We start from the raw sequence: 20,422 nt of genomic DNA, 5'->3' as shown, positions 1-20,422 counted from the left end.
TAGCAGCGCGGAAGGCGAGGGAGTTCTCATGGCGCAGCGGCACACGACGTCCCTACGGCTGCGCCTTCGGTACCGGTTCGACAATCTGGTGGCAGGGGGAACCACCGCGCTCATCGGCTGGTTCGCCCTGGCCTGCCTCGCCGTCGTGGTCCCGGCGAGCACCGTCCTCGTATGGGCCGACCGGGCCGCCCCCGCGACCCTCTCCGGCCGGCTCACCGCCGTGTGGGTCAGTGTCGGACAGACCCTCAAGATCGGGGGCGCGGTCGGGTCCCCCCTCTACGTGCTGGCCTCCGTGGCCCTCGCCCTGGTCGCCCTGCTGTTCGTGTCCACCCTCGTCAGTCTGATCACCACCGGCATCAACCGGCGCATCATGCTGCTCCGCCGCGGCCACTCCACCGTGCTGGAGTCCGGGCACACCGTCCTGCTGGGCTGGTCCGACCAGATCTTCCCGGTGGTCGGGGAGCTGGTGGCCGCCAACGCCAACCGGCGCAGGTCGGCCATCGCCGTCCTCGCCCCGAAGGACAAGGTGGAGATGGAGGACGAGATCCTCACCTCCGTCACCGACACCGGCACGACCAGGATCATCTGCCGCAACGGCCGCACCACCGACCCCGCCGAACTGGCCCGGGTGAGTCCGCGGACCGCGAAGGCCGTGCTCGTGCTGCCGCCCGACGCGGACACCGGTGACGCCCACGTGGTGAAGACCCTGCTCGCCCTCTACGCGGCGGACCCCGAGCCCGGTGGCGCGGTGGTGGTCGCCGCCGTCCGCGACACCCGCAACCAGGTCACCGCCCGGCTGGCCGCCGAGCCCGGCGGCCACGTCCTGTGCGTCGACGACATCATCGCCCGGCTCCTCGTCCAGACCGCCCGCCAGCCCGGCCTCTCGCTCGTCTACCAGGAACTGCTCGACTTCGCGGGCGACGAGTTCTACACCGCCGCGGCCGGGGACCTCGCCGGAAGCACCTTCGGCGAGGCCCTGCTGGCCTTCACCACGTCCTCCGTGGTCGGCCTGCTGCACGCCGGGGGCGGCGTCGCCCTCAACCCGGACCCCACGACGACGATCGGCCCCGACGACCGGATCGTCCTCATCTCGCAGGACGACGACACGGCCCTGCGGGCGGACGCGTCCCCGTACGTCGACCGGGACGCGATCGTCACCGCCCGCCCCCGGACGCCCGAGGCCGAACGGCTGCTCCTCCTCGGCTGGAACCGCCGCGCTCCGCTCATGGTCGAGCAGCTCGACCGGTTCGTGAGCCCCGGAAGCACCCTGGACGTCGTATCGCTCGGCGACGAACCGACGATGTGCACCACCTCCGCGATCGCGGGTGCGTACAGCCGTCTCGAAGTGGCCTTCCGCAGCGGGGACATCACCGATCCCCAGCTGCTGGCCAAGCTGGACGTGCCGTCGTACGACAGCGTGATCGTCATCGGCGAGACCGACGTCGAGTCCGCCTCCCGGACGGCCCCGGGCCCCGCCCGCGCGGTCGACCTCACGCTCGCCCCGGAGACCGGGACGGAGACGGACGACCGGACGCTGGTCACCCTGCTGCACCTGCGGGCGATCGGGGAGGCGGCGCAGCGCGAGCTGTCGCTCACCACCGAGATGTCCGACGACGGCAACAGGCTGCTCGCCCCCGCCCGGGAGGGCGCCGACTTCATCGTCAGCGGCCGGCTGATCAGCCTCCTGATGACCCAGATCTCGGAGAGCCCCTACCTCGCGGACGTCTTCGAGGAGTTGTTCCAGGCGGAGGGGAGCGAGCTCCACCTCAAGCCGGTCGCGGACTACGTGCGCACCGGTGACGAGGTGGCCTTCGCCACCCTCGTGGAGTCGGCGCGCCGTCGCGGCGAATGCGCGGTCGGCTACCGGCTGCGCGCGCAGGCCGCCACGGGCCCCGGGTACGGCGTCCACCTCAACCCGGACAAGCGGTGCCCCGTCCGGTTCGGCGAGCACGACTGGCTGATCGTGCTCGCCGAGGGCTGAGCCGGGCTCAGAGGGTGGAGTGGACCTCCAGGGCGGTGCGCACCGCGGATTCCACCGCTCCTTCGATCCACGCCGGCTTGATGGAGGTGTGACATCCGGCGAAGTGCAGGTTCCCCTCGGCCTTGCGGACGTGGGGGAAGAGCTCGGTGTGCTGGCCGGGCAGCAGTACGGAGGCCTCGCCGTAGGCGTACGGGTCGCGCATCCAGGACTGGGTGCGTCCGACGCCCGTGTAGAACACCTCGATGCGCTGCCCGAACACCTCCTGCACCCCGGCGAGCGCGCGGGGGTAGCGCTCCTCGTCGTCGAGGGAGTCCCACTTCAGGGCGTCGTCCGACCAGCTGTAGGAGGCGAGCACGACCCCGCCGGCGCTGCCCTCGACCGGGTAGGAGGGCTGGAACATGAAGCGGTTGGGGTTGTCGGTGGCCGAGCCGCCGCCGATGACGTGGGCCGCCTCGGGCTGGTCACGGCCGACCGCGCGGCAGGCCGCGTAGTGGGCCCGCTGGGCGCCGGAGATACCGCGGTTCGACACGGAGGAGTGGGCGCCGAGCAGACCGCCGTCCTGCGGGGTCTGCCCGAGCTGGTACTTGCGGTACAGGCCGGGCTGTACCGCCTCCAGCTCGCGCTTCCAGTCGGCCTCGTCGAACTCCCACCAGCGGCGGCTGAATTCCAGCAGCACCTTGGTGGCCGCGTCGTAGTGCAGCTCGGTGATCGCGCGCCGCTTGCCGTACGAGAGCGCGGGGGCGACGGGGATGTGGCGCAGCCCGGAGAAGGGCACGGTGATGATCGCGGTGTCGCCGGTGAAGGTCTCGCGCCGCACGGGGCTGCCGCCGCGGCCCTCCGAGACGGTCTCGATGCTGACCCTGCCCTCCCCGTGGGTGATCCGGGTGGCGCGGCGGTCGAGCCGTACGAGGTCCTCGACGCGGGCGTAGAGGGCGTCGGCCAGGGTGGCGGTGCCGCCGGGCAGTTCGAAGAAGGCGGTGTCCGGGCTGATCAGCGAGGCACCGATGAAGCTGTGCACGAAGGCGAGGTGCAGTCGGGAGGTGAGGTTCTCGACGGTGCCGATCAGGTCGATGGTCCGCTCGTCGAGCTTCGCCTCCTCGGTCAGGTAGCGGTACATCGACATGTGGCCGTAGCGCTGGATGACGCGCGCCCAGCCCTCGACGAGCTGCTTGTCCTTCTTGCCCTCGATCTCCTTGCGGACGGGGGCGAAGGCGTTGCGGACGATCTGCGCGGCGGGCAGGCCCTCGAAGGCCGCCGGGACCCCGAAGGACTTGTTGAGGGTGTGCGGGCTGCGCGCGTAGTCGGCGCGGCGGACGCGGATGCCGTTGACGTAGATCCAGGTGCGGTAGGCGGGGCGGCCGGAGCCGTCCACGTCGACCAGGTGGAAGCGCCGCCGCTTGAGACCGAGACTGTCGATCAGTCCGGTGACCAGCGGGTGGCTGTCGGGGATGCGCATCGCGCCGGCCTCGGCGTACTGCTTGGGGTCGGCGAAGGGGGCCGCGGACTTCTCGTGGCCGCCGGTCCGGAAGGTCTTGATCCGGCCGCCCACCCGGTTGCCGTTGGCCTCGATGACGGTGACCTCGTGTCCGGCCTCACGCAGCAGGTGGGCGGCGGTGAGCCCGGCCGGCCCGGCGCCCACGATCAGCACCTTCTTGCGGGTGCGGGACCGCGGCAGGCCGTGCTTCAGGAGGATGTCGGAGTAACGGGGCACCAGGGGCTCGTCGTCATCGTCCCGTACGAGGATGGCCCGGGCGATCGTGAGGCAGGTCTCCCAGTCGGGGCGCGCCGAGCCGGACGGGGCCTGCGGGGTCCCGGCGGACGCGGCGGCGACGGACAGAGCGCCGGCTCCCGCGACGGCGGCCGCACCGGCGATCACGGTCCGGCGGGACGGGCGCCGGGCGGGCGCCCGGTCGGGCTCGTCCGAGGTGCCGGGCGCGGGATCGGGTGTGGGAACGGGTTCGATGATCATGTACCAACTCTCCCGGCCCGCATGCGCCTTGAACGCCCAAAGGCACCCGGGTGGGGAACAATCACCCGGATGTGCGGTGCGGGTCGCGCGATGCTGACGAACTGGGATTCGTACCGCGGCGCAGGGTGGCGGTGCGGGGGCCGGTGCCAGGGCCGGTGCCGGGGCCGGTGCGGGGTCAGCCGATGCCGCGTACCCGCTGGCTGGTGAGTTCGTACCGGGCTCCGACGACGGCCAGCTCGCCGGCCGCGGCCTTGGCCGCGAGCTCCGGTTCCGCCGCCAGCCGCTCCCGCACCAGCCGTACGTTCGCGGTGATCGCCGCGTCGATGCGCGCGGCGCCGTCGAGCGTGCGGTCGATCGCCGGGCGGATCTGATCGACCAGGTACTGCATGTGGCCCGGCAGCGGGGCGCCTCCCCCGTCGGCCCGGACCGCCGCGGCGACGGCCCCGCACGACTGGTGCCCCAGCACCACGATGAGCGGGATGCCGAGTTCGAGGACCCCGTAGGCGATGCTCCCGAGCACCGCCTCGTCCAGGACCTCGCCCGCGGACCGTACGGTCAGCAGGTCGCCGAGGCCCTGGTCGAAGACCAGTTCCGGGGGAACGCGCGAGTCGACGCAGCCGAGCACCACGGCGAAGGGGTGCTGGCCGCCCACCAGCGTCTGCCGCACCGTCCGGGTCTCGTCGGGGTGCCGTTCGTGCAGGGTCCGCCAGCGCGCGTTGCCCGCCTCCAGCTCCCGCAGCGCCGCCTCGGGACCGGCGGGCCGGACCCTCTCGGGTCCCCCGGCGAGGGGGGCGGTCGGGATCCTGGGGGAACCGGCCACCAGGCCGGCCGCCAGGGCCACCGTCCCGGTCAGCACCACCCGGAGCAGCCGGCGCCGCCCCGGGCCGCCGTGGCTTTCAGATTGAAGGGTCACATCAGGACAAACTATTCACATCCAGCCGTGAAGGGTCGGCGCCGCTTGGGGCCCGTCATTCCTTTGGCGAAGTCTTTGGCCAACGGGCCCGGCGGCTCGGCCCGCGCTCAGTTGACCTGGGAGCGCGCGGCGGTGCCGTCGAGGAAGCCACCCGACTGGTGCTGCCACAGCTTCGCGTAGGCACCCTCGGAGGCGAGCAGCTCCTGGTGCGTACCGTTCTCGACGATGCGTCCGCGGTCGAGGACGACAAGCTGGTCCATGTTCGCGACCGTGCTCAGCCGGTGCGCCACCACCAGGGCCGTGCGGCCCTCCATGAGCCTCCACAGCGCCTCCTGGACGAGGATCTCGCTCTCGGAGTCCAGCGCGCTGGTGGCCTCGTCGAGCAGCAGGACCGGCGCGTCGCGCAGGATCGCCCGGGCGAGCGCGACGCGCTGGCGCTGTCCGCCGGACAGCTTGACGCCGCGCTCGCCCACCATGGTGTCGAAGCCGTCCGGCAGGGTGTCGGTGAACTCCGTGACGTGCGCGGCCTCGGCCGCGCGACGGATCTCGGCCTCGGTGGCGCCCGGCCGGGCGAAGGCGATGTTGTCCCGCAGCGACCGGTGGAACATCGCCGGGTCCTGGGGGACGTAGGCGATCAGGCTGCGCAGGTCGGCCTGGCGCAGCCGGCTGATGTCCTGGCCGCCGATCAGGATCCGGCCGGATTCGATGTCCGTCATCCGCATCAGGAGCCGGGTGAGGGTGGTCTTGCCGCCGCCGGACCGGCCGACGAGGCCGATCTTCGTCCCGCTGGGCACGTCGAGGTCGAGGCTGTCGAAGAGCGGCTTGCCGCCGCCGTGGGCGAAGGTGACCCGTTCGAAGCGGACGTCCGAGGCCCCGGGCCGCAGCGGCTCGGGCGTTGCCGGGTCGAGCACGGTCGGCGGGGTCAGCAGCAGTTCGGTGAACTGCCCCGCCTCCGTCATCGAGCTCTCCAGACGGCGGTAGATCTGGTTGAACTCGAACATGATCCGCGTCGCGCTGGCGTAGTAGGTGAAGGCGACGATGACCGCCTCCACCCCGTGCTCGCCGCCGCCGAGCGTGACGGCGAGCAGCAGGCCCAGCGCGTTGGTCAGTACGGACATCGGCGCGACCACCGTGTCGATGCGCAGGTTCCCGTAGTCCCAGGAACGCAGGGTGAGCCGGCGCGACTCCGCGACGCGCGAGCGGTGTTCGGCGGCCTCGCGCTCCTCGGCGGCGAAGGCCCGGACCGTGTCCATGTTCATCAGGCTGTCGGCGACGTGGCCCGACACCCGTGCGATGGCTTCCTCGCGCTGGGCGACGAGGGTCTGGCGGCGCCGGATCAGCGGCGCCACGATCAGCGCGGTCACCGCGATCATGACCAGCAGGCCTGCCACGAGCAGCGGGTCGTACTGCCACAGCACCACCGAGGCGAACACCAGCGGTACGAAGCTGCCCATCACCGAGAACGTGAGGGTGTCGACGAACTCCTCGAAGCGGGAGGCGAAGCTCAGCACGCGCTTGGTGAGCGATCCGGCGAAGTTGTCGTGGAAGAACGCGGCGTCCTTGGCGAACAGTTCGTCCATTCCGACCACGTAGAGGTGCTCGATGCCCCGGGCGTCGAGGCGGTTGAGGCAGTGCAGCCCGACCCGCCACAGCGCCTCCGCGAGCAGCAGGACCCCGGCGAAGGTCAGGACGTACGGCAGCATGGCGTCGACGGTGGTGCTGCCGCCGCCGGAGATGCGGCCGACGAGCTTGGCGACGATGAGCGGCGCGATGTAGTTGATGCCGATGTTGCCCAGTGCCGGGAGCAGCATCGCGGGTGCGGTCAGCCACCGGAGGCGGGCCAGCTCCCGTCCGTAGTAGCGAAGTGCGAGCAGTACCGGGCCCCTGCCCGGTGAATGTTCGGGCGATCCTGGCGTTCCCATGGCAACCCTGTGCTGTCGTGTGGCGGGAGGCTTACAGGAACGGAAGTGTCCCGCGACGGCGACGGCGCGGTCCAAGGATTTTCCCGGATGGCGGTATGTCGTACCCCTTCGTGCCCCCCGCCCGGAACGCCGGAGGGCCGTTCCGCAGTGGTCCGGAACGGCCCGTGCGCGCGGGTGCCGGTTACGGGACGGGCTGCTGCTGGGTGACGCAGTGGATCCCGCCGCCGCCGGTGCCGAGCCGGTCGATGTTGAGCTGCTCGATGGTGCGGCCCGGGTAGAGGCGGGCCAGGGTGGCCTTCGCGGCGGTGTCGGCCCGGGTGTCGCCGAAGTGGGCGCTGATGACGGCGTTGTTGCACAGGTAGTAGTTGGCGTAGGAGGCGAGGAAGTCCGGGTTGGAGGAGCGGATCTTGTAGTAGTCGGGGCCCTGGATCCGCTCGACGGACATGCGCGTGCCGTCGGCGGCGGTGGCCGCGGACAGGATCTGGTACTGCTGGCGCGCGTCCTTGGCGTACACGTCGTTGTCCGAGGCCAGGGGCATCTGGACGGCGGCCCTGCCGGGGGCGAGGAAGCGCGAGGTCGCGTCGACGTGGTCGTCGGTGATGTCCTGGCCCTTCACCCCGTCGAACCAGATGACCTTGGTGGCACCGTACGCGGAGAGCATCGCGGACTCGATCTGCGCCTGCGTCTTGTCGGGGTTGCGGTTCTTGTTCACGAGGCTGCTGCGGGTGGCCATCAGGGTGCCCGCACCGTCCTGCTCGATCGCGCCGCCCTCGCCCACCAGGGCGGCGGCGGTGAACGGCACTCCGACGTAGGAGGCGATGCGTCCGGCGACCAGATTGTCCCTGGAGTGGGCCTGCTTCCTGCCCCAGCCGTTGAAGTTCAGGCCGACGGCGTCCAGTCCGCCGGATCCGTCGGTGCGGAAGACCGGCCCCGTGTCGCGCATCCAGCAGTCGTCGACGGGGATGGTGCTGATGACGGTGACGGTGGAGCCGCACATCGAGCGGGCCTTGGCCGCGCTGCCGGAGTTGGCGCACATGTAGACCGGTTCGTACTTGGCGACGGTGCGGGCGATGAGCGCGATGTCCTGCTGGACGCCACCGAGCGTGTTGCCCCAGATGGAGGTGCTGTCCGGCCAGGCCATCCAGGTGCGGGTGTGCCGGACGTCCTCGATCGGCACGCGGAAGGCTCCGGCCGCCGCCGGCGGGAGCGCGGCCGCCGCCCCGGCCCGCCCTTCGGTCGCCGCCAGCGCGGCCGCTGCGGCGGTGAGTCCCGCCGCCGCCAGGAATCTGCGTCTGCCCATGCCCTCGCCCGCGGGCCGGTTCACTGCGTGATCGTTCATGTGGGGGTTCCTCCGATGGCTCAACTCCCCGCGGAGACTGCGGGGTTGACCGGAAAGCTAAAACTGGCCAAGCGCTCGGTCAATAGTTTGGACGAGGTCATTCCGGTGGATCACGGAAAGCCCCAGGTCGCGGACGGAAGGCTCGTTAGAGTGACGTCATGGCAGCTGTCGCGAAGGACTCCGCAGACCGGCCCGCTCCCCCCGGACGGGCCGGCCGGCCACGGGCCTCGGCGAAGGGCGAGCAGACCCGGGCACGGCTGATCGCCGCCGCGCGGACCCTGCTCGCAGGCGAGATGAGCGAGGGCTTCACCACCCGCAACGTCGCAGCCCTGTCCGGCGTTTCGCACGGGATGTGCCACTACCACTTCCAGGACCGGACCGACCTCGTCCTCGCGGTCATCACGGACATCCGCCCCGAGTGGATCACGCCCCTGGAGGCGGCGGTGTCCGGTCCCGGACCGTTCGCCGAGCGCGCCGAGCGGGTCGTCGAACTGCTCGGCCGGCCCGAGGGCGCCGAACTGTCCCACCTCCATTCCGCCCTGCACTGGCAGGCGTTGAACGACGCCCGGGTCCGCGAGAGCCTGGAGGCCGAGTACCGGCGCTGGCGCGCCTGTTTCGTCGCCCTCTTCCAGGTCCTGGCCGACGAGCGCGGCGGCCACGTGGACCCGCGCCCGCTGGGCCTGGCCGTGGCCGCCGCCGTGGACGGCCTGGCGGCCATGGATTCCCTCGGCTCCGACGGCGGTACCGGGCCGGTCCTGCGGACGCTGCTCCGTACGCTCGCCGCGGGGGTATGACCCGTGGGGCGCCCCGGCGGTACGACCCGTGGGGAGGCCCCCCTGCCTACAGCGCCCTGCGGGCCGCGGCGATCGCCTCCGGGTCCCATCCCGGGCGCGGCACCGACTCCAGGAGCAGGCGCGTGTACGGGTGCTGCGGCGCGGCCAGTACCTCTGCCGTGGCGCCCGCCTCGACGATCCGGCCGTGCCGCATCACGACGATCTCGTCGGTGACGCACCGTACGACCCCCAGGTCGTGGGTGATGAAGAGGTACCCGATGCCGGTCTGCTCCCTGATGTCCGCGAGCAGGTTGAGGATCTGCGCCTGTACGGAGACGTCGAGCGCTGCGACCGCCTCGTCCAGGACGAGGACGGACGGCTCGACGGCCAGGGCCCGTGCGATGGCGACGCGCTGACGCTGGCCGCCGGACAGCTGCCGCGGCAGGGCGTCGGCCGCCCGGGTGCCGAGCCCCACCTGGTCGAGCAACTCCCTTATCCGGCGGGTGTGATCACGGTCCGGGAAGTGCAGGCGCAGGGTCTCGCGCAGGACCGCCTCGACGGAGGTGCGCGGATCGAGGGAGAGGTACGGGTCCTGGAAGACCATCTGGACCTCGCGGGCGCGCGCCAGGCGCCGCGCACGGCCGCGGCCCTCGCCGCGCGCGGTCCGGTTGCGGCCCGCGACCACGACCTCGCCCCCGTCGGCGCGCTCCAGCCCGACGATGATCCGCGCGGTGGTCGTCTTGCCGGAGCCGGACTCCCCCACGATGCCCAGCGAGCCGCCCTCGGGCAGCACGAAGGACACGTCGTCGACGGCGCGCACGGCTCCGTAGGAGCGGCGCAGCCCTGTGACCTGCAGGACGTTGCCGGGCGTTCCCGGTCCGTTATCGGGCATCGACGGTGCTCCCTTCGAGCCGGTCGCTGTGGTGGCAGGCGGCCAGGTGTCCCGGCCGGCCCGGCGCGGCCACCGGCAGGGGAACCTGCTGGTCGCAGACCTCGGTGGCGAGCGGGCAGCGGGCGGCGAAGGCACAGCCGTGCAGTGCCTGGCGCAGGTCCGGCGGCTGGCCCTCGATGGCGGCGAGCCGGCCGCGGGGGCCGTCCATCCGCGGGGTGGAGGCCAGCAGCGCGGCCGTGTACGGGTGCCGGGGGTGCGCGAAGAGGGCCTCGGCGGGCCCGCTCTCGGCGATCCGGCCCGCGTACATGACGTAGACGCGGTCGCTGATGGCCGCGGCCAGGTCGAGGTCGTGCGTGACGAACAGCAGTCCGGTGCCGAAGCGTGCGCGGAGCCCGGCGAGCAGCGCGACGACCTCGGCCTGGGAGGTGACGTCGAGCGCCGTGGTGGGCTCGTCGGCCAGCAGGAGGGCGGGGTCGCCCATGAGGGCCGCGGCGATCACCACGCGCTGCAGCATGCCGCCGGAGACCTGGCCCGGGTACTTGCGCATCACGGACGGGTCCAGGCCCACCGCACCGAGCAGTTCGGCGGCGCGCCCGGTCGCCTCCGCCCTGCCCATGACCTTGGTCAGTGTGGCGCTCTCGGTGAGGAAGTCGCCGATGCGGCGCAGTGGGTTGACGGTGGCGCGCGGGTCCTGGAAGACCATGGCCACGGCGGAGGCGCGCACCGCGCGCAGCCGGTCGGCGCTCATGGTGAGGACGTCCTCGCCGCCGACCCGCACGGCCCCTTCGGTGACGGCGCCGGGCGGCAGCAGGCGCAGCGCGCTGCGCGAGGTGAGGCTCTTGCCGGAGCCGGACTCGCCGACGAGGGCGACGGTCTCACCGGTGGCAACGGTGAGGTCCACTCCGTCGAGGACGGGCCGGGCGGTGCCGGGCAGGGTGATCCGCAGTCCCTGGATGTCGAGGGTGTGCACCGGTTTCGTGGGTTGCGGCGGTCTCATCGGGCCCTCCTGGCGATACGGTCGGCCCAGCGTTCGCCGACCACGTTGAAAGCGACCACGGTCAGCACGATCAGGACGCAGGGCAGGATCGCGGACAGCGGGTAGCCGTGCTGGATGGCGGTCTGGCCGTCGAAGACCATGCGGCCCCAGTCGGGGGTGAGGGCCGGCACGCCGAGCCCGAGGAACGACAGTCCGGCGAGGTCCATCAGGGCGTAGCCGAAGTTGATGGTGGACTGGGCGAGGACGACGGGGGCGATGTTGGGCAGGATGTGGCGCAGGCAGATCTGCAGCGCCGAGTGGCCCTGGACCTGGTAGGCGCTGACGTACGGCCGGACCCGTTCGGCCAGGACCAGGGAGCGGGTGAGGCGGCTGACGTACGGCAGGTAGGCCACGGCACGGGCGATGACCGGGGCGAGCAGCCCCTCTCCGTAGACCGAGATGATCAGGATGGCCAGCAGCATCCCGGGGAAGGCGAAGACGAGTTCGGTGCTGCGGGAGAGCACGGAGTCGATCCAGCCGCCCCGCCAGGCCGCCGCCATGCCGATGGCGATGCCGGCGACGGTGGAGAAGGCGACGACCCCGAGCGGCCCGAGCAGGGAGGTGCGCGCGCCGAGCAGCAGCCGGGAGAGGGTGTCCCGGCCGGCCGCGTCCACGCCGAACGGGTGCGCGGCGGAGGGCGCGGCGAGGGCGTTGCCGAGGTCGACGGCGTTGGGGTCGTGGGGCACGAGCCAGGGTGCGAGCAGCGCGGCGAGCACGACGACGGCGACGAGGGCCAGGCAGACCAGATGGAGCGGGGAACCGGCGGCGCGGATCCGGGAGAGGCCCGGCCGGCGGGTCAGGACGGCGGTCATACGGCGGCGCTCCTCGATCCGAGGGTGACCCTGGGGTCGACCAGGGGCAGCAGGAGGTCCACGATCAGGTTCACGATCATGAAGAGGGCGACGATGATCAGGGAGATCGCCTGGACGGTCGGGAAGTCCTTGGTGGTGGTGGACAGTTCGAGGAGCTGGCCGATGCCGCCGATGCTGAAGGCCGTCTCGACCAGGATGGTGCACACCAGGAGCGTGGAGACGATCAGGCCGCCGGTGGTCAGGACGGTGCCCAGCGAGTTGCGGAAGACGTGGCGCCGGATGACCTGCCGCTCGGGGACGCCCCGGCTGCGGGCGACGGTGACGTGCTCGCTGTCGAGGGCTTCGAGCATGGCGGAGCGGGTGACCCGCGCCAGCATGCCGATCAGGTAGAGCGCGAGGGCGATCGAGGGGAGCGTGAGGTGCCAGAGCATGTCCCCGAGGCCGCCGTCGCCCGCGCCGCTGCTGGGGAACCAGCCGAGCTTGACGGCGAAGAGGCCCTGGAGCAGGACCGCTGCGACGAAGGACGGGGTTCCGACGGCGAACGTCGTGGTCACGAGGATGGCGGAGTCGGTGGCCCCGCCGCGGACGGCGGCGACCCTGCCGAGGAGCAGGCCGACGGCGACGACCACGACGAGCGACATCACGATGAGTATCAGGGTGGTGGGCAGGCGGTCCGCCAGCAGGCGCGAGACGTCGGTGCGGTAGGTGATGGACCGTCCGAAGTCGCCCTGGAGTACGTCGCCCAGCCACCGGAAGTAGCGCAGCAGGAAGGGATCGTCCAGGTGGTACTGGGCGTTGATCGAGGCGAGGGCCTCCGGGGAGGCCGAGCGGCCGGCGAGCAGGAAGCTCGCCGGGTTGCCCGGTGCCAGGTACATGGCCGCGAAGACCACGAACGAGGCGGTCAGGAGGGTGGCGGCCATCTCCGCCACCCGCCGTATCGCGAATCTGACGAAACTCACTGCGAGGCCCCCACGTCGGCGGCCCACGGGTAGTACATGTACGAGATCGTGGTGGGGGCGCCGGTGATCCGCTTGTTCAGGAACAGCGCGGTGGGCCACTCGGCGACGGGGATCCACAGCAGCTGCTCCGAGGCGTGGTGCTGGAGCTTCGCCTCGATGTCCATCCGCTGTTCGGTCGGGTAGACGGCGCTCGCCTGGTCGACGAGCTTGTCGTACCCGGGGTCGCTGTAGCCGGCGAAGTTCATGTACGCGCCGGTCTTGAAGTTCTGCAGCAGGTCGAGCGGGTCGGTGATCGAGTCGTAGTAGGTGAGCGGGAACATGTCGATGCCCTCGCGCGCCTGGGGGTCGGTGAACAGCGCGGTGAAGGCGTTCGGGGCGATCGTCTTCAGCTGGATGTCCAGGCCGATCTGGGTGCCCGCCGCCTGGACCGCGGTGGCGAGGAGGGAGACGTCCTGGCCTATGGAACTGGTGGCCACGGTCAGGGTCTTGCCGGTGGCGCCGGCCTCCTTGGCCAGGGCCTTGGCCTTCTCGAGGTCCTGGCCGGTGGGCGGCAGGCTGTCGAAGGCGGTCTTCAGGGTGCGCTCGGGGGCGGCGGCCCACGCGGCGCGGGTGGTGAGGGAGTTGGTGACGGTGCCCGCCCCGCCCAGTCCGGCCTTGACGAAGCCGGTGCGGTCCAGCGCCAGGGACAGTGCCCGGCGGACGCGGATGTCGCCGAGGGGGCCCTGCATGTTGGTGATGTTGACGTTGACCGTGCTCAGGCCCTCGCCGAAGTAGAGGGTGCCGGCGCCGCTGCCCTTCAGACGGGCGTAGCTCTCGGTGGGGATCAGGTAGCCGCCGTCGGCCTCCCCGCTGAGCAGGGCGTTCGTACGGGCGGAGGGGTCGGTCAGGACGCGGAAGACGGCCTTCTTCGATTTGGCCCTGGTGCCCCAGTAGCCGTCGAAGCGCTCCAGCTCGATCGACTGGCCCTTGTTCCAGGTGCCGAGCTTGAAGGGGCCGGTGCAGCCGAGGCCGCCGGTGGTGCCGTAGTCCTTGCCGGCCGCTTCGACAGTGGCCCTGGACGCAATCACTCCGGCCGCGGTGGCCATGTACTGGGGGAACTGCGAGTCGGGCTTGCTGAGCTTGACGGTGACCTGGAGCGGGCCGCTCTTGGTGATCGAGGCGACGTTCTGGAACACCTGGGCCCAGGCGGCGGCGTTGTCGGGGTCCTTCTGGCGGCCGAGGCTGAAGACCACGTCGTCGGCGGTCATCTCCTTGCCGTCGTGGAAGCGCACGCCGGGGCGCAGGTCGTAGACCCAGGTGGTGGGGTCCGGGTTGGACGCCTTTTGGGCGAGACCGGGCTCCGTGGCGAGGCCCGGGGTCCAGCGCATCAGGCTCTCGCACACGTTGGACAGGACGGTGTTCTGCGGGTAGTCGAAGGCAACCGTGTAGTCGAGGGTGGGCGGCTCGGCGTACACCGCCCAGGTGAAGGAGTCGATCTCACCGCGGGCCTCGGGGGTGGAGACCGCGAGCTTCACGTCGGTGATACCGGCGGCCTTGTCCTTCGGCGGGCCGGAGCAGGCCGCGAGCAGGGAGATGGACGTCAGGGCGGCAGTCGCGGCCGCGGCGGCGGAGCCGAGCCGGGCGCGCCGGCCGTGGCGGCGTCTGCCGGTGCGGGTGCCGGTGCGGGTGCCGGGCGGGGAGGTGGTCATCGTCGCGCTCTCTATTCCGTGAGGGTTGCGGGGGGAGGAGCGGGCGGACCGCCGGAGCGGTCCGCCGGGAGCGGCCGGTTTCCCGGGTCAGACGGTGGTCCGCGCGGTGGGGATCTGCTGGGTGATGCAGTGGACGCCGCCACCGCCGAACGCGATGGCGAGCGCCCGGACCCCTACGACCTTGCGGCCCGGGTAGGCCGTGGCGATCACGGCGAGGGCCTCCTCGTCCTGCGGCACACCGGCCACCGGGACGACCACGCCACCGTTGGCGACGTAGTAGTTGAGGTACGACACCTCGATCTCGCCCTCGGCCACGTCGGCGAAGGCCGTCTGCGGCACGTCGATGATCTCCAGCCGGCGGCCGCGGGCATCGGTGGTGGCCTCCAGCACCGCGCGGTTGGCGCGCATCCGGGCGTAGTCGGGGTGGTCCGGGTCGGAGGGCAGGGAGACGACGACCGTGCCGGGGGCGGCGAAGGCGCAGACCCCGTCGACGTGACCGTCGGTCTCGGTGTCGAGCAGGCCGCCGTACGGGAGCCACACCACCTTGGAGACCCCGAGCCGGGACTTCAGCTCGGCCTCTATCTGGTCGCGGTTCATGCCCGGGTTGCGGTTGGGATGCAGGAGGCACTGCTCGGTGGTGATCAGCGTGCCCTCGCCGTCGACGGTGATCGCCCCGCCTTCGAGGATCATGCCGGAGGGGATGCGGTCGACGCCGAGGTGTTCCAACAGCAGGCCGCTGATGCGGTCGTCGGCGTCGAACGGGTGGTGCTTGCGACCCCAGGCGTTGAACCGGAAGTCGACTCCGGCCCGGTTGCCGTCGCCGTCGAGGACGAAGAGCGGGGCGGAGTCGCGGAACCAGGAGTCGTCGAGCGGCAGCTCCACGACGGTCACGCCGTCACCGTCGCCGCAGAGCGCACGGGCGTCCTCGCCGAAGCCGGGCGGGGCGACCATCGTCACGGGCTCGAACGCGGCGATGGCGCGGGCGACGTTCGCGTACTCCTCCTTCACCTCGGCGAGCACGCTGCCCCACAGGTCCTCGCGGGTGGGCCAGGCCATCAGACAGCCGTCGTGCGGGGACCACTCGGCGGGCATACGGAATTCGGTCATCAGATGTCTCATTTCTTGCGTAGGCGGGAGTCTTCCACTCGACTGAAAATTCAGTCAAGAGCGAAGTGGGGCAAGGAAGGGAGCACGGGAGGGGAAGCGGGGCCTGGAGGAAGTGGCCGGAGAAGTGACTAGAGGAAGTAGAGGCGGTTCAGGGAGACCTGCTGGGCCGGCTCGGAGCGCAGGGGCTCGCCGTCGAGCGTCACGAGCCCGGTCCGGGCGTTGACGTCGACATTGCCGAGCCGGTCATTGCCGATCATGTTCTTCGGCCCGATGCCGCGCGTGCCGCGTACGGCGACCCGGCGGCGCCGGGTCGCCATGGCGCCGGAGCTGCCGGACTCGGCGGCGGCGCGGCTGACGAAGGCGACCGAGAGGTCGGCGGGCGCCGCGCCGTGGGCGCCGAACAAGGGGCCGAGAACGAGCGGTTCGCAGCAGTCGGTGGCGGCGTTCGGATCGCCGGTGACGCCGTAGGCCGGGAAACCGGACTTGAGCACCATCTGGGGCTTGGCGCCGAAGAACGGGGGGCGCCAGAGCACGATGTCGGCGAGTTTGCCGACTTCGATGGAGCCGATCTCGTGGGCGAGGCCGTGGGCGATGGCGGGATTGATGGTGAGCTTGGCGATGTAGCGCAGGACGCGGGCGTTGTCGTCGCCGTCACCGTCGCCGTCCATCGGGCCGAGCTCGCCCTTCATCTTGGCGGCCATCGCGAAGGTGCGGCGGATGGTCTCACCCGCACGCCCCATGCCCTGGGCGTCGGAGGAGGTGATCCCGATGGCCCCGAGGTCGTGGAGCACGTCCTCGGCGCCCATGGTCCCGGCCCGGATCCGGTCACGGGCCATGGCGGCGTCACCGGGCAGGTCGGGCTTGAGGTCGTGGACCGAGACGATCATTCCGTAGTGCTCGGCCACCGCGTCCCGCCCGAAGGGCAGCGTCGGATTGGTGGAGGAGCCGATGACGTTCGGCACGCCCGCCATCTTCAGCACGTTCGGGACGTGACCGCCGCCGCAGCCCTCGATGTGGAAGGCGTGGATGGTCCGGCCGTCCAGCACCCGCAGGGTGTCCTCGACGGACAGGCACTCGTTCAGACCGTCACTGTGCAGGGCCACCTGCACGTCGTACTCCTCGGCCACCCGCAACGCCGTGTCCAGGGCCCGGGTGTGCGCCCCGAGGTCCTCGTGGACCTTGAAACCGCAGGCACCGCCCTCGGCGAGCGCCTCGACCAGCGGGGCGGCGTCCGAGGAGGAGCCGCGGGCGAGGAAGCCGATGTTGACGGGCCAGGCGTCGAAGGCGTTGAACCCGTGTCTGAGTGCCCAGGGCGAGTTGACTCCGACACCCCAGCTCGGCCCGATCTCCTGCCCGATGATCGTCGTCACGCCACTCGCGAGGGAGGCTTCCATGATCCGCGGGGAGAGCAGGTGGACGTGGGTGTCCACCGCCCCGGCGGTCGCGATCAGGCCCTCACCCGAGACGATCGTCGTGCCGGTGCCGACGACCACGTCGACGCCGTCGAGGGTGTCGGGGTTGCCGGCCCGGCCGATCGCGTGGATCCGGCCCTCGCGGATACCGATGGAGACCTTGCGGATACCGAGGACGGCGTCGATGACCAGCACATTGCTGATGACGACGTCGCAGGTCCCGCGGACCGCGGCGGCCTTCAGGTGCAGGCCGTCGCGGGCCGTCTTCCCGAAACCCGCCAGGAACTCGTCGCCGGGCCTCTGCGCGTCGTGCTCGACGCGGACCGTCAGCCCGGAGTCGCCCAGCCGCACCCGGTCCCCGGCACGGGGGCCGAAGACGGACGCGTACTCGTGCGGGTCGATGTGCCGGCTGCCCGGCGCACAGTGATCGCTGTGCGGGGTCTTCTTGCTCACGCCCGGTCTCCGTCCTCGTGTTCGGCGGCGACGACGCCCAGGTAGCCGCAGGCCGCCGCCTTCGCCAGCGCAATTGCCTTGGCTCCGGGTGCGTCCAGGGGTCCGTCGACCAGTCCCGCAAAGCCGATCGCGATCCGGTCCCCGCCCACGGGGACGAGTCCGACCTCGACGCTCGCGCCGGAGTCGAAGCGGGTGGACGAACCGGCGGCCACGGCCAGCCGCATCCCGTAGGCCGCGGCCCGGTCGAAGTCGAGCCGAGGGTTCGCCTCGAAGAAATGGAAGTGCGAGGTCACGCTCACCGGCACCGCGGCAGTGTTGCGGACGGTGAGGGTGACCACCGGCTCCGGCGCGGCCACGGCGTCCGAGGCGGGCAGGACCGCGCCCGGGGCACGGTCGTCGCGCTCCACGGCGCCGAAGGGCTCACTGATCGCGGCCAGCCGGGTGCCGTCCTCGAAGACGGCCTCGACCTGGATCTCGGTCACGATGTCGACGACCCCGGGGAGCACGTCGTCAGGGCCGAGGACGCCACGGCCCCGCTCGAGGGCATCGGCCAGGCGAAGGCCGTCGCGCGCCGCCTCGCACACCGTGTCCGCGATCAGCGCGGTCGCCTCCGGCACGTTGAGCCGCAGGCCGCGGGCGCGCCGGGCCCGAGCCAGCTCGGCGGCGGTGAAGAGCAGCAGCCGGTCACGCTCGGTGGGAGTCAGGGGCATGACGTCCCCCGGCCGTCCCGCCCGGCGTCGGGGCCGGTCGAAACCATCATGGTCATTTCCTTCCTCCGGAAGGGCGGGCGAGGGTACGGCCGGGGGCCGGGGCGTCGCCCGTCCGGATGTGTGGTGCACGAGGCGGCGGCCGAGGGCCGGTGGCGCGCCGGGGGGACGCCTCAAGGGGTGCGTCGAGGAGATGCGGGCCGGGACCGGGCCCGTGAGGTGGCACGGGCCGGCCGGCGGTCCGACGGGCGGGAGGTTCGGCCCGCCTGCTCGGAATCCTCACTCTGGCATTGACTGAAAATTCAGTCAAGAGGCTGGACAGGCCCGGGTCCGCAAGGTTTCACGGGAGTCACCCAGGAGTCGCGTGGGAGACCTGCGCGAGACGCACAGGGGCGGGCGGGGAGTTGCGCGGGGTCCTGCAGGGGCCGGCACGGGGCGCGTACGGAGCCTGCGCGCGGCCGCGGGGAACTGCGCGGGCCCGTCCGGAGCCGGCCCCGGCCGAGCCGGGGCGCAGCGACGGCACGGACCCGGTCCGGCGGGGGTCAGCCGCGCCCGAGACCCGCCAGTTCGGCCGCGATGGCGCCCCGCATCAGCTCGCGGGCATGGTCGATCCTGATGCCCCCGCTCAGCCAGCGCATGCTCAGGCCCTCCAGCAGGGCGGTGAGCCGCTCGGCGGCGGCGGCGAGCGCGGAGGCCGGGACCATCGGCTGGACCTGGCCCAGCAGCGCGGCCACCTCCTGGACCCACACCAGCGTCGCCCGTGCGAGGTCCTCTCGCAGCACCTCGTCGAAGACGGCGCTCGCCCGCAGTTCGCCCCAGGCCGAGCTGTTCTCCCGTACGTGCACGGTGTCCTGGAGCTCCAGGAGGAGGGTCTCCTCCAGCTCCTCGCGCGGGGTGAGCGGCGGTTCGTCCGGGTCGCGCTCGGTCGTGTAGCGCTCGGCGCGGTCGTTGATGAACTCGAGCGTCTGGCGCAGGACGCCCGTACGGTCCTTGAAGTGGTAGTAGATCAGGGCGGTGGACACGCCGGCCTCGGCCGCGAGTTCCTCCACGCGCAGCCCGCGTACACCGCGCCGGGCGATCACCCGGGCGGCGGCTTCGAGGATCTGAGTACTACGAGACGCCATGCTCCGCACCCTACCGGGGTGATCGGCCGCGTATGTACGCGGCCCGTCACCAGGAGTGCCGACCGGCGGGCGGGCCGCCCCGGCGGGCGGGACCGTCCGCGCGGGCCGGGGCGGCCCGGCCATCAGAGCGCCGGCGGCACGGCCGGGTGCGACTGGGTGGCGCAGTGGATCCCGCCGCCTCCGGAGGCGATGCCGTCGATGGAGAGCTGTTCCACCCGGTGGCCCGGGTAGGCGGCCTGCAGGATGGCGTACGCGACGCCGTCGGCGTATCCGTCGCCGAACTGGGGCGCGATCACGGCGCCGTTCGCCGTGTAGTAGTTGGTGTAGCTCGACAGGAACTCCTCGCCCCGGCCGCGGATCTCGCGGCGGTCCGGTCCGGGCAGCTCGGTGATGGCCAGGCGGCGGCCATGGGCGTCGGTGGCGCTCTGCAGGGCCCGCTTCGTCTCCTCGTAGACGGCCACCCACTTCCTGTCCGCGCCGGGGCCGGGCTTGTCGAGGATGACCCGGCCCGGGGAGATGAACCGGGCCAGGCAGTCGATGTGACAGTCGGTGATGTCCTGGCCCGCGAGGCCCGGCACCCAGATCACCTTGTCGATGCCGAGCGCCGTCCTCATCGCCTGCTCGACCTGGGCCTGGCTCATGCCCGGGTTCCGGTTGGCGTTCACCATCGAGCTGACCGTGGCCAGCAGGGTTCCTTCGCCGTCGGTCTCCAGCGAGCCGCCCTCGCCGACGAAGCCCGCCCGGATCCGGTTCACCTCGTACTCGGCGAGGAGCGTGCGGGCCGCCGCCGCGTCGTTGGCGAAGGGCTGGGCGTACGTCGTACCGGCCTTGCCCCAGCCGTTGAAGTTGGTGTCCACACCGGCGACTGCGCCCGGGGCGACGACGAAGGTGGGGCCGAAGTCCCGGATCCAGAGGTCGTCGTTGGGGATGTCGATGACCTGGATGCCGTAGTAGGCGCCCATTCCGCACTGGTAGCGGGCCTCGGCGGCCTGGCCGGGGCGGGCCAGCACCACGACCGGCTCGTAGCGCGATATCGCGTGGGCCACCTCGGCGATGTCCCTGCGCACCGCACCGAGTCCGCTGTCCCACACCGACGCGAGGGCCGGCCAGGCCATGTACGTACGGACGTGCCGGTCGGTCTCGGCGGGCATGCGGAGCGTCGCGCCCGAGCCGGCCTGCGCGGCCGAGGCCGTCGGCGCCAGGGACGGGAGGGCGGCGGAGCCGAGGGCCGCGAGGGGAAGGGCGGCCGCGCCGAACTGGAGTACTCGGCGGCGAGAGGTGCGGGGGTTCGTATCCATGGTGACTCCCTGATGAGGAGGGGCGGGATGAACGGCA

16 protein-coding genes are annotated in these 20,422 nt (G+C 72.0%); 2 read left to right on the top strand and 14 right to left on the bottom strand.

Annotated features, from left to right (window positions below):
- Positions 1-28: 28 nt before the first annotated feature.
- A complete protein-coding gene (locus OG444_RS32750; protein ID WP_327265496.1) occupies positions 29-1,981 on the top strand; it encodes a CASTOR/POLLUX-related putative ion channel in 1,953 nt (650 codons plus the stop codon).
- Between the two features lie 7 nt (positions 1,982-1,988).
- Here OG444_RS32750 and OG444_RS32745 read toward each other — a convergent pair whose 3' ends face one another.
- The 4 genes from OG444_RS32745 to OG444_RS32730 form a co-directional block, all read right to left on the bottom strand.
- Complete coding sequence (locus tag OG444_RS32745; RefSeq protein WP_327265495.1) at positions 1,989-3,950, bottom strand: flavin monoamine oxidase family protein; 1,962 nt, start codon at positions 3,948-3,950, stop codon at positions 1,989-1,991.
- Between the two features lie 175 nt (positions 3,951-4,125).
- Positions 4,126-4,863, bottom strand: coding sequence for a carbonic anhydrase (locus tag OG444_RS32740; RefSeq protein ID WP_327265494.1), 738 nt, complete (start codon positions 4,861-4,863; stop codon positions 4,126-4,128).
- Between the two features lie 107 nt (positions 4,864-4,970).
- Complete coding sequence (locus tag OG444_RS32735; protein WP_327265493.1) at positions 4,971-6,785, bottom strand: ABC transporter ATP-binding protein; 1,815 nt, start codon at positions 6,783-6,785, stop codon at positions 4,971-4,973.
- Positions 6,786-6,966: 181 nt separating this feature from the next.
- Complete coding sequence (locus OG444_RS32730) at positions 6,967-8,124, bottom strand: agmatine deiminase family protein (protein ID WP_327265492.1); 1,158 nt, start codon at positions 8,122-8,124, stop codon at positions 6,967-6,969.
- A gap of 158 nt (positions 8,125-8,282) precedes the next feature.
- Between OG444_RS32730 and OG444_RS32725 the strand changes: the two genes are divergently transcribed.
- Complete coding sequence (locus OG444_RS32725; protein WP_327265491.1) at positions 8,283-8,918, top strand: TetR/AcrR family transcriptional regulator; 636 nt, start codon at positions 8,283-8,285, stop codon at positions 8,916-8,918.
- A gap of 46 nt (positions 8,919-8,964) precedes the next feature.
- Here the strand turns inward: OG444_RS32725 and OG444_RS32720 are convergent, their stop codons facing one another.
- The 10 genes from OG444_RS32720 to OG444_RS32675 form a co-directional block, all read right to left on the bottom strand.
- A complete protein-coding gene (locus tag OG444_RS32720) occupies positions 8,965-9,789 on the bottom strand; it encodes an ABC transporter ATP-binding protein (RefSeq protein ID WP_327265490.1) in 825 nt (274 codons plus the stop codon).
- Positions 9,779-10,786 carry an ABC transporter ATP-binding protein gene (locus OG444_RS32715; protein WP_327265489.1) on the bottom strand — a complete coding sequence of 336 codons (1,008 nt, stop codon included), beginning with the start codon at positions 10,784-10,786 and terminating at the stop codon, positions 9,779-9,781. Before OG444_RS32715 ends, OG444_RS32720 begins: the two co-directional genes overlap by 11 nt.
- Positions 10,783-11,637, bottom strand: coding sequence for an ABC transporter permease (locus tag OG444_RS32710; protein ID WP_327265488.1), 855 nt, complete (start codon positions 11,635-11,637; stop codon positions 10,783-10,785). Before OG444_RS32710 ends, OG444_RS32715 begins: the two co-directional genes overlap by 4 nt.
- A complete protein-coding gene (locus OG444_RS32705) occupies positions 11,634-12,596 on the bottom strand; it encodes an ABC transporter permease (protein WP_327265487.1) in 963 nt (320 codons plus the stop codon). Before OG444_RS32705 ends, OG444_RS32710 begins: the two co-directional genes overlap by 4 nt.
- Positions 12,593-14,284 (bottom strand): ABC transporter substrate-binding protein, encoded by a 1,692-nt coding sequence (locus OG444_RS32700; RefSeq protein WP_327265486.1) that lies wholly within the window; start codon positions 14,282-14,284, stop codon positions 12,593-12,595. Before OG444_RS32700 ends, OG444_RS32705 begins: the two co-directional genes overlap by 4 nt.
- 87 nt (positions 14,285-14,371) lie before the next feature.
- Complete coding sequence (locus OG444_RS32695; protein ID WP_327265485.1) at positions 14,372-15,391, bottom strand: agmatine deiminase family protein; 1,020 nt, start codon at positions 15,389-15,391, stop codon at positions 14,372-14,374.
- A 128-nt stretch (positions 15,392-15,519) separates the two neighbouring features.
- On the bottom strand, positions 15,520-17,256 hold the full coding sequence (locus OG444_RS32690; RefSeq protein ID WP_327265484.1) for an urease subunit alpha: 1,737 nt from the start codon (positions 17,254-17,256) through the stop codon (positions 15,520-15,522).
- Complete coding sequence (gene ureA, locus OG444_RS32685; protein WP_327265483.1) at positions 17,253-17,966, bottom strand: urease subunit gamma; 714 nt, start codon at positions 17,964-17,966, stop codon at positions 17,253-17,255. The genes OG444_RS32690 and ureA overlap by 4 nt, the downstream gene beginning before the upstream one ends.
- A gap of 539 nt (positions 17,967-18,505) precedes the next feature.
- On the bottom strand, positions 18,506-19,087 hold the full coding sequence (locus OG444_RS32680; protein WP_327265482.1) for a TetR/AcrR family transcriptional regulator: 582 nt from the start codon (positions 19,085-19,087) through the stop codon (positions 18,506-18,508).
- Positions 19,088-19,209: 122 nt separating this feature from the next.
- On the bottom strand, positions 19,210-20,385 hold the full coding sequence (locus tag OG444_RS32675; RefSeq protein ID WP_327265481.1) for an agmatine deiminase family protein: 1,176 nt from the start codon (positions 20,383-20,385) through the stop codon (positions 19,210-19,212).
- Between the last annotated feature and the right edge of the window lie 37 nt (positions 20,386-20,422).

This window comes from Streptomyces sp. NBC_01232 (genome assembly GCF_035989885.1).
In the GTDB taxonomy this organism is placed as follows: Bacteria; Actinomycetota; Actinomycetes; order Streptomycetales; family Streptomycetaceae; genus Streptomyces.
This window is presented reverse-complemented; position numbering and strand designations above follow the sequence as displayed.

Bases quoted from the DNA above. Each gene is read 5' to 3' on its own strand.
- OG444_RS32750 (WP_327265496.1), top strand. From the start codon at position 29: ATGGCGCAGCGGCACACGACGTCCCTACGGCTGCGCCTTCGGTACCGG.
- OG444_RS32745 (WP_327265495.1), bottom strand. From the start codon at position 3,950: ATGATCATCGAACCCGTTCCCACACCCGATCCCGCGCCCGGCACCTCG.
- OG444_RS32735 (WP_327265493.1), bottom strand. From the start codon at position 6,785: ATGGGAACGCCAGGATCGCCCGAACATTCACCGGGCAGGGGCCCGGTA.
- OG444_RS32730 (WP_327265492.1), bottom strand. From the start codon at position 8,124: ATGAACGATCACGCAGTGAACCGGCCCGCGGGCGAGGGCATGGGCAGA.
- OG444_RS32725 (WP_327265491.1), top strand. From the start codon at position 8,283: ATGGCAGCTGTCGCGAAGGACTCCGCAGACCGGCCCGCTCCCCCCGGA.
- OG444_RS32720 (WP_327265490.1), bottom strand. From the start codon at position 9,789: ATGCCCGATAACGGACCGGGAACGCCCGGCAACGTCCTGCAGGTCACA.
- OG444_RS32715 (WP_327265489.1), bottom strand. From the start codon at position 10,786: ATGAGACCGCCGCAACCCACGAAACCGGTGCACACCCTCGACATCCAG.
- OG444_RS32710 (WP_327265488.1), bottom strand. From the start codon at position 11,637: ATGACCGCCGTCCTGACCCGCCGGCCGGGCCTCTCCCGGATCCGCGCC.
- OG444_RS32700 (WP_327265486.1), bottom strand. From the start codon at position 14,284: ATGACCACCTCCCCGCCCGGCACCCGCACCGGCACCCGCACCGGCAGA.
- OG444_RS32695 (WP_327265485.1), bottom strand. From the start codon at position 15,391: ATGACCGAATTCCGTATGCCCGCCGAGTGGTCCCCGCACGACGGCTGT.
- ureA (WP_327265483.1), bottom strand. From the start codon at position 17,966: ATGCCCCTGACTCCCACCGAGCGTGACCGGCTGCTGCTCTTCACCGCC.
- OG444_RS32680 (WP_327265482.1), bottom strand. From the start codon at position 19,087: ATGGCGTCTCGTAGTACTCAGATCCTCGAAGCCGCCGCCCGGGTGATC.
- OG444_RS32675 (WP_327265481.1), bottom strand. From the start codon at position 20,385: ATGGATACGAACCCCCGCACCTCTCGCCGCCGAGTACTCCAGTTCGGC.